Annotated in this window: 6 protein-coding genes; 3 read left to right on the top strand and 3 right to left on the bottom strand. The window is 69.0% G+C overall.

The genetic code is table 11. The features are described 5' to 3' along the window. Positions 1 to 415: 415 nt before the first annotated feature. From ACIA6T_RS08925 to ACIA6T_RS08915, 3 genes are all read right to left on the bottom strand, one after another. Entirely contained in the window at positions 416 to 1612 is a 1197-nt protein-coding gene (locus tag ACIA6T_RS08925; protein ID WP_399445870.1) for an FAD-dependent monooxygenase, read from the bottom strand. A 5-nt stretch (positions 1613 to 1617) separates the two neighbouring features. Further along, positions 1618 to 2835 carry an FAD-dependent monooxygenase gene (locus tag ACIA6T_RS08920; protein WP_399445869.1) on the bottom strand — a complete coding sequence of 406 codons (1218 nt, stop codon included), beginning with the start codon at positions 2833 to 2835 and terminating at the stop codon, positions 1618 to 1620. 116 nt (positions 2836 to 2951) lie between these two features. Continuing rightward, positions 2952 to 3200 carry a hypothetical protein gene (locus ACIA6T_RS08915; protein WP_399445868.1) on the bottom strand — a complete coding sequence of 83 codons (249 nt, stop codon included), beginning with the start codon at positions 3198 to 3200 and terminating at the stop codon, positions 2952 to 2954. 632 nt (positions 3201 to 3832) lie between these two features. Between ACIA6T_RS08915 and ACIA6T_RS08910 the strand changes: the two genes are divergently transcribed. The 3 genes from ACIA6T_RS08910 (at position 3833) to ACIA6T_RS08900 (ending at position 14168) form a co-directional block, all read left to right on the top strand. After that, the gene (locus ACIA6T_RS08910) at positions 3833 to 4471 is read left to right on the top strand and encodes a TetR/AcrR family transcriptional regulator C-terminal domain-containing protein (RefSeq protein WP_399445867.1); all 639 of its coding nucleotides are present in this window, start codon (positions 3833 to 3835) and stop codon (positions 4469 to 4471) included. A 2574-nt stretch (positions 4472 to 7045) separates the two neighbouring features. After that, a complete protein-coding gene (locus ACIA6T_RS08905; RefSeq protein WP_399445866.1) occupies positions 7046 to 7561 on the top strand; it encodes a hypothetical protein in 516 nt (171 codons plus the stop codon). 409 nt (positions 7562 to 7970) lie between these two features. Continuing rightward, positions 7971 to 14168, top strand: a complete 6198-nt coding sequence (locus tag ACIA6T_RS08900) for a DNRLRE domain-containing protein (protein ID WP_399445865.1) — start codon at positions 7971 to 7973, stop codon at positions 14166 to 14168. Positions 14169 to 14267 lie beyond the last annotated feature (99 nt).

Here is a 14267-nt window from a genome sequence, read left to right as displayed (position 1 = left end):
CGGCGAGTGTGCCGATGAGACGGGAGACGGTCGGGTCCAAGGCCACCGGACCGGACACGCCCGGCCCGGCCCGCGGCGGGCCGACGCCGGCCAGGCAGGCACCGCCGAGCGCGACGGCCAGGGCGGCACCGTGGGCCGGACGCCGAGGATCTCCGGACGGGGCCCGTCGTGGGGCCGGCGCCTCGAACGCGAACGCCACCGGGTACGCGCCGGCGAAGAACCCCAGGGCACCGCGCCAGCCGTAAGTCATGCTGCCGTGCACGAGCAGAAAGAGGATCAGACCGAGCATCACCGGCATCACCGGCAGGGCCGAATCCGTCACGAGCGGGGGCGCGAGCCCCCCGGCCACCACGATGCCCGCAGCGCACCAGGCTCCGGCGACACGGATCGTCCCTCGTCGACGCGGACACCGTCGTCACCGCGACGTGCCGGACCGCGCCATGGCCTGCGGCCCGCCCGCCTCCGTCGCCGGCTGGCGGCCGCGGATCCTGCGGGCCAGACCGACGAGGACCGAGCGCAGCGCCTCGGCCCGACGGCTGGACGGGACGAACATCTGCTGCTTGAGCCGCGCGGTGCGCTGGTGCTTGGTGATGAACGGACGCAGCCCGGACTCCCAGGCGTCCAGGGCGGCGGCGAGGTCGCCGGGGTGCTCCTGCAGGGCCGCGCCCAGTGCGGCGCCGCCGCGCAGCGAGGACGTGGCGCCCATGCCCGAGTAGAGGTTCATGCACCAGGCCGCGTCCCCCACCAGCACGACCCGCCCCGTGCTCCACCGCGGCATCCGCACCTGGTGCACCGAGTCGAACAGGTGGTCAGGGGCCTCTTCCAGGGAGTCCAGGACGTGGCGCACCACGGGGTCGTCCATCCCGGAGAAGACCGCGCGCAGCCGCTCGACCCGCGACCCGCTGAACTGCTCCTGGATGTCCCTTGTCCGGTAGGTCAGCAGCGCGGTGGGCGCGTGGTCGGCGAGCCCGAACACCCACACCGCCCGCTTGGCGCGCGCGATGATGATGCTGTCGCTCGCCTCGTACGTGGGCACCTGCTCCTTCAGCTGGAAGGCGCAGATCATCGCGTTCCACGTGGTCAGGTGGTCCTCGTGCGGACCGAACGCGATCCGGCGCACGCTCGAGCGCATCCCGTCCGCGCCGACCACCAGGTCGAAGCTCTCGCGGTACTGCTTCCCGGTGCCGGCGTTCTCGAGCAGGACCTGCACCTCGGCAGGACCCTCGGTGATCTCGACCGGAGTGGTCGCGAACCGCACCTCGACACCCGTGATGCTCTGCCACAGCGCGGCCTCGATGTCGCCGCGCAGCACCGCTGCCGGCCCTCCGGGCTGGTCCAGGAATCCCAGAGCCGGCCTGCGCCTGCCCCGGCGATCCACCGACCACGCACTCGTGCCGGCCGCCCGTTCCGGGTTGCGGGTGTGCAGGTGGTCGGCGATGCCCAGGTCGACCGCGGCCTGCCGGCCCTCAGGGAACAGCCCGACGAAGTAGCCCCCGGTGCGCCGCTCGGGCGCCCGTTCGACGATCACCGGCGTCCAACCGGCCCGGCGCAGCCCGATCGCCGCGGACATCCCCGCTATCCCGAGCCCCACCACCAACGCCCTCTTCCGCATGGCCGTCACCGCGCCGTGCCGGACGGGACAGCGGCCGCCGCCGCGGTGAACTCGGCTGCCAGCCGGCGGTGGACGACCCTGCGGAGCAGATCGAGAACGCCCGAAACCAGCACCTGGGCCGGGCGGCTGGACGGTACGAACCGCTGTTGCTTGATCCGTGCGGAGCGCCGCTGGCTGGTGATGTAGGGACGCAGGCCGGACTCCCAGGCGTCCAGGGCGGCGGCGAGGTCGCCGGGGTGCTCCTGCAGGGCCGCGCCCAGTGCGGCGCCGCCGCGCAGCGAGGACGAGGAGCCCATGGCCGAGTAGGTGTTCATGCACCAGGCCGCGTCCCCCACCAGCACGACCCGCCCCGTACTCCACCGGTCCATCTTCACCTGGTGGATCGAGTCGAACACGTGGTCAGGCGCCTGCTCCAGGGAGTCCAGGACGTGGCGCACCACGGGGTCGTCGTCCATCCCGGAGAAGGCCGCGCGCACCTGCTCGATCGACGACCCGGCGAACCGGTCCGGGATGTCCTCGGTGCGGTAGGTCAGCCACGCGCAGGGCGCGTGGTCGGCGAGTCCGAACACCCACATCGCACGCTTGGGGCGCGAGACGATGATGCTGTCGCTCGCCTCGTAGGAAGGCACCTGCTCCTTCATCTGGAACGCGCAGATCATCGCCTTCCAGTTCGCCAGGTAGTCCTCGTCCGGACCGAACACCATCCGGCGCACGCTCGAGCGCATCCCGTCGGCGCCGACCACGAGATCGAAGTCCTCGCGGTACTGCTTCCCGGTGCCGGCGTCCTCGAGCAGGACCCGCACGCCGCCGGCGCCCTCGGTGATCTCGACCGGAGTGGTCGCGAACCGCACCTCGACCGCGTCCTCGGTCCCGTCGCCGGTGATGCCCTGCCACAACGCGGCCTCGATGTCGCTGCGCAGCACCGCTGCCAGCCCGCTGGGCGCGTCCAGCAGTCCCAGAGCCGGCTTCCGCCTGCCCCGGCGATCCACCGACCACGAGTTCCCGCCCGGTCGCCATTCCGGGTTGCGGGTGTGCAGGTGGTCGGCGATCCCCAGGTCGGCCGCGGCCCGCACACCCTCCGGGAACATGAAGATGAAGTAGCCCCCGGTGCGCCGCTCGGGCGCCCGTTCGACGATCACCGGCGTCCAACCGGCCCGGCGCAGCCCGATCGCCGCGGACATCCCCGCGATCCCGAGCCCCACCACTAATGCCCTCTTCTGCATGGCTTTCCTTTCTCCGATCACGTTCTGGTGAATGGATGGCTCAATCCGGCACGACGACGGCGCGGCTGCGGCCGGTGTGTGCCCATGCCTCACCGACCCGGCTCAGGGCAATACATCTAGGGCAGCTGCAGGGGCCCGACGGCGAAGCGGGCCATGACTTCGGGCGCCTCGGCGAGCGTCTCCCCGGCTGACCGCGATCCGACGCCGCTCCCGGTGATCCGGATTCGCCGGCCGCGCAGCAGGTCCGCGGGCAGCGACGCCTCCAGGCCCGCGAGCGAGCCGATCCACACGTAGGCCGTATTCGCCTCGGTGTCCTCGCCGCTGCGGCCCAGCGCGGCGAAGGCGGCCTCGGTGACGGGCCCCACAGGCAGTCCAGCACGAGACCGGGCGACGTCTCGGACACCGCATCGGCCAGAGCCTGCTCCAGACCGTCGGGCCCCTCCTGGGCCGGCGACACGGTCGTCGCTCCTGCGCCGCGCAGCCGCTCCAGCTCCTCCCCGAACGCCAGCGCCCCCTGCACGGCGAGGCTGCCCGACATCCCGTGGCGCCCAGCACCAGCACGGTGCCCAACGCCCCCACTTCCTTGCGTCGCGCGGTGAGAACCATCCAGCCCGACGGGCCGGGGTTCATGCCCGCGGCGATCACGAGTGGATCCGCCCCCGCCGGACCTCCGCCTGGAAGGGAACGACCAGCCGCTCGGCCATCGTCCCGAAGGGCGGACGCGCGCACCCGGTGCAGACCAGTCGCCCGTACCGGCGGATACCTCAGCCGGCCACGGCCGTAGTGCCGCCAGGTGGTCGGCCCGCGCACGTTGTTGTCCAGGCCGGCTCCGGCGAGGTGCGGGGGCCCGGAACCGGGCGGAACCGTCGGCTCGGGCAAGTCGGCGCAGACGGGCGACGCATCGGGGGCGGTGACGACTGCAGCACTCATCACGGGCTCTCCTTAACTAAGTTCAGCGCCTTGGCCAGCATGCCTGAACACTGTTAAGGTGTCAATCATGACCAAGGGCATCACCCGGGAGCAGATCGTCACGGCGGCGCTCGAACTCCTCGACGACCAGGGCATGGACGCCCTCACCGTCCGCGCGCTCGCCTCCCGGCTGGACGTCCGCGCCTCCGCCCTCTACTGGCACGTGCGCAACAAGCAGGAGCTGCTCGACGAAATGGCCACCGAGGTCATGCGCCGCGTGGCCGGCGCCCTCGCCGCGGTCCCACCGGGCGACGGGTGGCGCGACGACCTCGCCGCCTACTCCCGCGTGCTGCGCTCGGAGTACCTGCTCCACCGCGACGGGGCCCGCATCTTCAGCGGCACCCGGATCACCGACCCGGACGTGGTCCGCATGAAGGAGCCGTTGTTCGAACGCTGGACCGCGTCCGGCTGGAAGCCCACCGACGCGGACGACGCCATCGACCTGGTCACCGCGTTCGTCGTCGGCTTCGTCATCGAGGAGCAGGAGAGGCGCCAGGCCGCCGGGACCGATCCGTCGCGCTACTCGATCGACCAGCGCGACGCCTGGCTCGGCGAAGGTGCGTCACTGGTCAAGGAGGCCGGGCACCTCCACGACGACGGCGACCGGCGGTTCGAACGGCTCCTCGGCATGGTCCTCGACGGGATCGCCGCCCGGCTGGACACGTGACTCACCCGCGCCTGCGCACCAGCACCGTCGCGAGCACTGCGGCCGCGACGAGCGCCGCGCCACCCATCAGGATGTAGAGCCGCACCCCGGCCAGGGAGTTCGCGGCGACCCGCCGCGACGAGCGAGTCGGTGGCTGTCGCGTTGAGCGGCATCACGCCGACGAAGTTGAGCGCGACCGACCCGACGCAGAGCACGACCGCCACCAGGCCGCCGATCGCACCGTGATTTTCGGGCGGTGTCATGACGGTCGCGCGCACGCTGCTCGCCGGGATCGCGGTGGGGCTGTTGGCCACGTTCGTCCCGTCACAACTGGCGCCGCTGATAGGCCGACTCCCGACTCCCCCACAGGCGCCGCGCCCTCCAACGGCTTGATCTTCTGCTCGAACAACTCAGCCGCCTGCATCCGCACCGACTCACGGCGCCGACGTCCCGCGACAGTCAGCCCGCCCCCATCCGCATATCTCACACACCACGGGATACAGCCACCGCCCCAGGCCCATCAGGGACTTCACCGAACCTGGCGAGCCGAAGTCAGTGGCGCAGCCATGACACGCGAGACGCTTCAGGGAAGGGAACACTGGCCAGACGTCCGAGCGGCCCCTTCCGATGGGCCACCCGCCAGGACACCAGGAGGAGGCACTCCTGCATCGGCCGGATCAGCCCGAAACGCCTTTGAAAAACGATCAGTCACGCTGACCACCGCGGCACGAACCGGTGTCCACGATCTCGGGTCAAGCCCCGGGCAGCAGGAGGCGGGACCATGACCGCGCTTCCACAGATACCAACGCGCAACAATGGGAAAGGGTGGTCATGAACCTGGCATTCAAGACCTCGTTAGCAGGAGCAGTCCTCGCCTCCACCGCCGTAGCCCGGACCGCTGGCCGTGATGGTCTGCCCGGACGCAGCGGGCAAGTCCAATGCGCTGCACGCGCTTCGGTTCCTGGGGGACGTGCCCGGGAGGAAATCGGGCCGGCCCCGGAGGAGCACGGTGGGTTCGATGCCCTGGCGTTCCGGGGACGGCCGGAAGCCGGTGTCGAGGACCTCCTTCGGCGTCAAGGGCGTCTGGCCGGACTCTGCGTCGGAGGAGGCACCGGACCGCTGTGAACTGAGCATCTCCCGACGTCGGCTCCCCGAGCCACGGCACCGTGAGCATGGGCGCTTCCGGCAGGAGATCGCGATCTGCTCGTGCGGGAACGTGGCCACGGCCCGCGCACGCGACAGCGCGGACGTCTTCTGGCACGGCAGGCCCAGCCCGTTCCTCGACAGCTCGTGGATGGAAACGGAGCGCGGCGACGGGTGCCACTCGGCCTCACGGCAGGTTTCGTCCTCGGCCTTGCCCGTTATGGCGCCTGGAGGGTGGGCGGCCATGAGCAAGGGCAGTTCTCCGGGACTTTCCTGGGACTTCCGGCCGCATCAGCCAGTGCAAGCCTGAAACAACCGAAAGGACATTCATGCAGGTCAGCTGCCTGCAACGGCCGGACATCGCAGGTCACCGCCTTGGCTGGTCTCTCCCGGGACATCTGAGAGGCTTCGGAACCACCACCGCCGCACCCCTCTTGACCTGCGTGTATGCGAGCCAGGAGGGGTTCGGCTTCCCCTGTGCAGCTTCTCAAGGGCGTCGGCCCGAGCGACTCCTGGACGAGCACAGGTCGGGGCGGGTTTCTCAACTCTCCGCCCTGCTGTCGCGCTCAGACACCCCGCACGATCCCATCCCGACTCACCGTGGACGCGGCCTGTACCGCTCCGCCGCTGTCACAACGGGACGAGTTGCCCGGTCCGGTCCAGGGAATCGTGGAGTCGCCACTGCGCATGGCCTGGTCCGGGACCACCTCGTACGACCTGGGCACACCTCGCCGGCGTACGGGCTTGTACCGCTCAGTGGAGGGTGAGCACCGTGCGCGGCTCGGCGCAGTGGGTGGCGGTCGTCTCGGATCGCCTCGACGAGGGGGCGGACGACCGTCGGTGAGCGGGCCGGCACATGCTCGGAGGTTCATCCCGGGCCCTGTGCAGGGCAGGCCGTTCCTCGGCAGTCGCGAAGCGGTCGTCGCACGGCCGAAGCCGACGGGGACACCCGCAAGTTCAGTGCTCACCTCCGGCAACCGCTCGGCCACGGCCCACCGCCGGCGCCACCGTCCCCTCTCGCTGTCCCGCGCTCAGCCCACCGCGTCGTACCGCGCGACAGGGTCTCGGGCCGCACCGGGGAATCGGTCAAAATGCAGGAAAGGCGGACGAATTTACTTCTTCACAGACAGATCCGTTAGATGCGGGATGACCGGCGCTCGGCTCACTCCTTCTCCCGCACGGCCGGTCGATCACCTCGCAGGTGTGATGAGGATCGCCCTGGCCACATCGACCGGGCGATTCGGGTGAGAGCGGGTCTGACGTCCCGGGAGAAGCAACTGCACTTGAAAGAGCCGAAGTTGGATTCCCATCACGGTCGATGGAACTAGTGGTAGTGTCACCAACCGCATATATCGGGTATCGAATGGCGCAGCCAGCTATCCTGCCGGGTCCGCCACAGGAGTCGACTTGACATCTCGTAAGGGAACCAGCCTGCATGCCGTTCTCCTCCTGATGACCGTGTCAACGGGAGCGCTCACCGGATGCCAGGCTGCGGCTGACGCCGCCTCCGTCTCGGACTGCGAGGGTACCGAGAGCCGGGTCGACGAGCTGAAGTCCTACGACGTTCTCGACTCCCGACCTCAAGGGACGGTCGAGCCCCGCGGCTTCGAGGGCCTCGACGCCGGCTGCTGGGAAGACAGTGGCGAGGCTCAGCTCTACGCGGAGCACACGTACGTCTTCCCCGGCGACAAAGCCGACGTGACACAGCACTACCGGGCCGCGGCGGAGCGCGAAGGCTGGACGCCCTCTCCGGCCACCCGACGGTCGTCGGAGGCGGGTCAGCCGACGAACCTGTGCTTCACCCGCGGCAAAGCGGACAACGCCGCGATGCTGGACGTCTACTTCTTGACCAAAGAGATCCTCGACGCGGAAGAGAGCAAGGCCGGACCCGAGTTCGACACCGGAGCTGGTTACCGAGTGTCCGTCACCTCCTCGGCCGACGGGGCCGCGGCCAGCTGCTCGGACTGAGACAGGTCCACCGGGAAGGGGTCACCGTGCGGGGCGACAGCCCCTGCATGTGACCGCCTGCGGCACGGCACCGTCCGGCGAGATGCCAGGATCGACTCGGTTGCCCGCTCACGCATGCCCTATCTCTTCATGTGACCTTGAGCCCTACTTCTCTCGGAGCGACAGCAACCGCTATCTGCCAACTTCTGGCTAGAAAGTGATCACTTTTATTCGCAACGGCTTACACATGTAAGCACCGTGTGAAGATCTTCGGTGTTTGCGGGATGAACCCGTACCGTTGCAAGGAGTGAGCTTGATAGCCACGTTCCTTGGGCTGGGTCGTGGACCGGACAGTCCGTCCACCCAGCCCTTCCTTCCTGCACCTCGACGAAGACGTCTGCGCCCGGTAGCGGCAGCGCTCACGCTGGCGATGGCGTTCGAGGCCGCTGTGATCGTCGGGAGCACCAACACGGCGATGGCCATGGGGCTCGAGACACCGGCCTCCGACCAGGGCGGACAGGGGAGAGATCTCGGGTCGGCGACGGCCGGTTCGGTGGCCGCCGCACGGCTGAAGGCGAAGCTGCAGAACCGCCGGATCGAGGCACTGGACGCCCGGACCGAGACGTCCACGGTCTACGTGAACCCGGACGGTTCGGTGACCGAGCAGGCGTACGCAGGACCGATCCGCTTCAAGGACGACCAGGGTCGCTGGCAGGACATCGATGTCTCCCTGCACAAGCTGTCGAACGGCTCCGTCAGCGCCCGGCAGCACCCGCACGGGCTGCTCCTGGGTGGTAAGAGTGCGGCTCCCAAGGGACTGAGGAGTACCGGCGAGACCACCGGTTCGGCCGGCGTCCCCTTGGTGTCGCTGGACGGTCGCGCCGGGCAGCAGATGCAGCTGGGCTGGTTCGGGGCCCTGCCAGCACCGGCGATCGAGGGCAAGGAGAACAACGTCGCCCGCTACCGCGACGCCCTGCCCTCGACGGACCTCCTGATCGAGTCGACGCGCACCGGCTACGAGCAGTTCCTCGAACTGAAGGACCGGAGCGCCGTCGACGCGAACGGGGCGGTCACCTACAGCCTGACTGCCAAGGGTGTGAAGGCGAAGGCGGACAAGGACGGTTCGGTCTCCTTCACCGACGCCAAGGGCAAGTCCGTCGGAGTACTGCCCGCGCCGGTCATGTGGGACGCGCAGGTGGACGCCAGATCCGGTGAGCACCGGAACACCGCCCGGGTGAAGGTGAAGGTGGCCCAGGCCGGCGACGTCATCACTCTGACCCTGACGCCGGACGCCGAGTTCCTGGCCGACACCTCGACCCGGTTCCCGGTGACGATCGACCCCGCCATCAATGTGGGGACCAGCTTCGACACCTTCGTGCAGGAGGGGTACACCACCGATCAGTCGGCCTCCACGGATCTCAAGATCGGCAATAACGGCTCCTCTCAGACAGCGCGGTCGTTCCTGTCCTTCCCGATGAAGAGCATCACGGGCAAACAGGTCACCGCGGCCAAGCTGAACCTGTTCGCGTACCACTCGTGGTCCTGCACCGCCAAGAGCTGGGAGGTCTGGTCCACCGGCGCCGCGAGTACCTCTTCGCGCTGGACGGCGCAGCCGACCTGGGGAACGCAATACGCCACCAGCAATCAGACGAAGGGTTACTCCAGCGCCTGTAATGACGGCTGGGTCAGCGCTGATGTGACCAGCCTCGCGAAGTCGTGGGCGGCCAACGGCAACGGCACCAACCACCTGGGGCTGCGCGCCACGGACGAGGCCGACCCCTACGGCTGGAAGCGCTTCTACTCCGGCAACGCCTCCACCAACACCCCCTACTTGTCAGTCACGTACAACTCGGTGCCCGGTGTCCCGACGCTCGTAGCCCCGCTCAGCGCCGCGGCCACCAACGACACCACCCCGACGTTGTCGGCCAAGGCCCTGGACGGCGACGGCTCGCAGGTCACCCTCGCCTACGAGGTGTGGACGTCCACCGGCACATCCGCGCTGCGCACCGGCAACAGCGCCGCGGTCGCCTCCGGAGCCCAGGCCAACTGGACGCCCACCGCCCTCCCCGCAGGCTCCTACAAGTGGCGCGTACGGTCCGGCGACGGATCCGCCACCAGTGCCTGGTCGGGCTTCCGCACCCTGACGGTGGACACCACCGCTCCCGCCGGGACCACGATCGCCTCCAGCGACTTCCCGGCCGGCCAGTGGTCCGGCAGCCCGGACGACAACGGTGACTTCAGCGGCAGCTTCACCCTCACTCCACCGGCGGCGGACGTCAAGGAAGTCCAGTGGCAGTTGGACGGCGGAGCCTGGCAGTCGATCAGCACCACCGGTGCGGCGGTGACGGCCGAACCAGAGTTCCGCGCGGGCAAGCACACCCTGGCCGCCCGCACGAAGGACGCCGCGGGCAACGTCTCCGGTTCCTCCGCCTTCACCTTCTACGCGGGTTCGGGTGCGGCACTGCTCACCCCGGCCCAGGGGGACCGCCCGGCGCGGCGGACCGTGCTGACCGGCCAGGGCAAGGCCGCCGACACCGGGGTGCGCTACCAGTACCGGCGTGGCGAGACGGACTCCTGGAAGGATGTCCCGGTCGCCGACGTGCGCCGGAAGTCGGACGACACGGCCCTCGCCGCCTGGCCGGCGCCTGTCACCGGCGGCCTGCCTGAGGCACTGGTGTGGAACATCACCGACAGCCTCACCGAGGACGGCTCGATAGAGCTCCGTGCGGTCTTCACCGACGGCTCCAGCACCGACGCCTCTCCGGCCACCTCCGTCACAGTCGACCGCAACGCGGGCGCCGCGCCGACCGAGGCCGCCGGCCCGGGAGACGTGAACATGCTGACCGGCGATTACGTTCTCTCCGCGACGGACAGCTCGGCTTTCGGTCTGACGGCAAGCCGCACCGCTTCCTCCCGCCGTCCCGCAGACGGAGGACAGCAGGAGGGGCAGGTCGCCATCTTCGGTCCTCAGTGGACCGCGGGCACCGCTGCGGAACTCTCCGATTCCGAGTCGCTCTACATACGCAAGACGTCGAGCACCTCTGTCGCGCTGGTGGACATCGAGGGTCAGGAGACCGGTTTCACCGCGACCAGCAGCGGTGGGTGGAAGCCCGAAGAAGGAGCCGAAGCCCTCACGCTGACCGGCAGCCTGGCGGGTTCCTTCACTCTCAAGGACACCGAGGGTGTGACTTCGCAGTTCGCCAGGATCGACGCCTCCGCGACGACCTGGCAGCTCACGAAGACCTCCCTCTCCACGGAAAACTCCACCACCTCACTGATCGCGGAGAAGGTCACCGTGGACGGCAAGGTGCTGTCCCGCCCGAAGTACGCCATCGCACCCACCTCGGCGGTGAGCAACGACACCTGCGCCAACACCCCCTCCACCAAGGGCTGCAGAATTCTGGAGTACCAGTACGCCACCACCACCACGGCGACCGGGAGCACGCTGGGCGACTACGCGGGGCAGGTCTCCCGCATCCGCGTCTGGTCCACCGATCCCGGCGCGGCCAACGCCACGGCCACAGTGGTGTCCACGTACGCCTATGACGCATCGGGCCGGCTGCGCGAGCAGTGGGACCCGCGCGTCTCCCCGGCGCTGAAGACGGCCTACACCTACGACGGTGCGGGACGCGTGGTCACCCAGACTCCGCCGGGCGAGCTGCCGTGGACCTTCGAGTACGGCAAGGCCGGCGCCGGCTCGGTGGCCGGCGACGGCATGCTGCTGTCCGCCTCTCGGCCCACTCTGAAGCCGGGCAGCGCGGACCAGACCGACGGCGGCAAGGCGGCGGTCTCCCTCGTCTACGACGTTCCGCTCTCCGGCACCAAGGCGCCCAACCAGGTGGCCGCGGCCGACGTGAAGACCTGGGGACAGACGGATGCGCCCACGGACGCCACCGCCCTGTTCCCGGCCGACCAGGTGCCCGCTTCCCACAACGGAAGCGACCTCGCCGCAGACGACTACGACAAGGCGACCACCACCTACACCAACGCCTCCGGACTCCAGGTCAACACCGGCCTGCCCGGCCGTCACCTGACCACCACGCAGTACGACGTGTACGGCAACGTGGTCTTCGAGCTGGGAGCCACCAACCGGGAACTCGCGCTCGGCAGCATGGACTACCAGGTCGACACGCAGAGCGAACTCGGCATCCTCTCCGACTCGCCGGCCGAACGCGCGTACAAGCTGGCCACGGTGGCACAGTACTCCGCCGACGGCCGACGGATGCTGGAGGAGCGGGGACCACTCCACCTGATCACCCTGACCAAGCAGTTGCAGGGCGACGCCGACAGCCCCGCCATACCGGCCGGCACCCAGGTGCCCGCGCGGGAACGCACGGTCACCCGGTATGACGAGGGCCGCCCGACCGACGGCTCCGCCCTGGTCTCCGACCAGGCGACCACCAGCACGACCGGTGCGTTCGTCGAGGGATATCCGACCGACGGTGACATCCGCACCACCACCACCGCCTACGACTGGGTCAAGGGGCTTCCCACCAGCACCACCACGGACCCGAGCGGGCTCAAGCTGACCCGCACCTCCGCCTACGACGCCCAGGGGCGCGTCACCAAGAACGTGCAGCCCAAGTCCAACGGTTCGGACGCCGGAACGGTGGTGTCCCAGTACTGGTCCGCCACGGGGACCGGGACCTGCTCGGGACGCCCCGAGTGGGCGGACCTGCTCTGCTCCAGCGGCCCGGCGGGAAAGATCACCGGCGGTGGATCGAACCCCGATGAGCTGCCCACCAAGACCCTGGAGTACGACCGCTGGGGCAACATCACCAAGACCACCGAAACAGCCAACGGCGTGACTCGGACCACCGTCACCACCTACGACGCGGCCGGCCGCGGCAAGCAGGTCCAGGTGAGCGGCGGAATCGGCACCGCGGTACCGACGCAGACCCTCACGTTCGACGCCGCGAACGGGCAAGTGGCCACTATGTCCGACGGAGCCACAACAGTCCGCCACGTCACCGACAAGCTCGGCCGTGAGATCTCGTACGACGACGGTGCCGGCAACGTCACGCGTACCGAGTACGACGTCCGCGACCGGGTCACCAAGCGGTCCGACTCGGCTCCCTCGGAGATCACGTACGACTACGAGAGCCTCACCGGTCTGCCGACCCGGGTGCACGACTCCGTCATGGGCGCCATCGGCGATGTCACCGGCTCCTACGACTCCGACGGCCGCCTCTACCAGCAGAAGCTGCCGTGGAACATGGACGTCGAGTTCAACCTGGACCCCACGGGCAGCGAAACGTCGCGCTACTGGCACTGGGAGTCCGGCTGGACCGTACAGGGCGAGTCGATCAGCGAGAACATCCACGGTCAGGTCGTCTCCCGCACCACCTACACCGGCGGTGGCGCGTACCAGGCGTACACCTACGATGCGGCCGGTCGCCTCACCCATGCGGATGACACCCAAACCGGCGTCACCACCCACCGCACCTACGGATTCGACGACAACACCAACCGCACATCGCTGGTCACCGCGATCGACGACGTGGACGGCGGCGCCCCCACCACCAGGACGGTCGACTCGTCCTACGACAGCGCCGACCGGCTGATCTCCACCGGGACGGTCTACGACGCTTTCGGCCGGACCACGTCCCAGGCCACCGGAGCCCAGAACTCCTACTACGCCAACGACCTGGTCCGCCAGATCACGGCACGTGGCAAGCGCACCACCTGGGACCTCGACGCGGCCGGACGACTCGCCTCGTACACGACCGAGAACCAGGACGACAGCGGCGCTTGGACCACCTCGGCAACCGTCCGCAACCACTACGGGGCTGACGGAGACAGCCCCGTGTGGATCGACGAGGGCGACGACAGGATCTCCCGGAACCTGTCGGACCTGACCGGTGGCCTGATCGCCACCACCGGTTCCGCCGGTGACGTGGTCCTCCAGCTCACCAACATCCACGGTGACGTAGCCACCCAGATCCCTCTGGTGGACGCCACGACCCCCGTCGTCAACACCTACGACGAGTACGGCAACCTCCTCCCCGGGACGGACGAAGCCCGTTACGGCTGGCTCGGTGGAGAGCAGCGCTCGTCGGAGACGCCGAGCGCTGTCACGCTCATGGGTGTCCGCCTCTACGACGCGAGCACAGGACGCTTCCTCTCCGTCGACCGCATCGTCGGAGGAAACGCCAGTTCCTACGACTACTGCTTCGCCGATCCGGTGAACTGCTACGACATCAGCGGGAACTACAGCATCAACGGGCTCATTCCCGAGGCCGCGATCTGCGCCCTGTTCCTGCTGTGGTGCGGGGACATGGTGTACATCACGCACTGGGCTCTCGGCGAGGCCAAGAAGAGGTACTCGAACAAGGCGAAGCAGAACGCTTACCGTCACTGCATCTGGCAAGCCATGCTGACCTGGGCGGTCGGTTCCTCCCTGGCCAAGGCTCTCGGCAACGCCCATGAGAAGAAGGCCGGAAAAACCAAGGCCGCCAAGCGAGACTCCAAAGCCGACCAATACAACAACAAGATCGGCCGGAGCAAGGGCGGGAAGATCACGGCCTGGACGTACGGGAAGGCGAAACAGACCGCTTGCCGATTCTGCAAGGACGCGGTCAAGAAACACAAACTGAAGTCCAACGCCGCAGGCAAGACGTGGGTTTAGCGTAGCGCTCACGCAGCCTCAGGAAAGGCGGGGTGGCGTGACCTTCACACGTCACGCCACCCCGCCGGACGCGAGAAGGTGTCAGGCCCGAGAGGGAAT

Source organism: Streptomyces sp. NPDC051740, assembly GCF_044453165.1.
GTDB classification, from domain to species: Bacteria; Actinomycetota; Actinomycetes; order Streptomycetales; family Streptomycetaceae; genus Streptomyces; species Streptomyces atrovirens.
This window is presented reverse-complemented; position numbering and strand designations above follow the sequence as displayed.

What these genes read in the sequence shown, in the direction of transcription:
- ACIA6T_RS08925 (WP_399445870.1), bottom strand. Translation starts at nt 1,612, where the DNA reads ATGCGGAAGAGGGCGTTGGTGGTGGGGCTCGGGATAGCGGGGATGTCC.
- ACIA6T_RS08905 (WP_399445866.1), top strand. Translation starts at nt 7,046, where the DNA reads ATGACCGTGTCAACGGGAGCGCTCACCGGATGCCAGGCTGCGGCTGAC.
- ACIA6T_RS08900 (WP_399445865.1), top strand. Translation starts at nt 7,971, where the DNA reads ATGGCGTTCGAGGCCGCTGTGATCGTCGGGAGCACCAACACGGCGATG.
- ACIA6T_RS08910 (WP_399445867.1), top strand. Translation starts at nt 3,833, where the DNA reads ATGACCAAGGGCATCACCCGGGAGCAGATCGTCACGGCGGCGCTCGAA.
- ACIA6T_RS08920 (WP_399445869.1), bottom strand. Translation starts at nt 2,835, where the DNA reads ATGCAGAAGAGGGCATTAGTGGTGGGGCTCGGGATCGCGGGGATGTCC.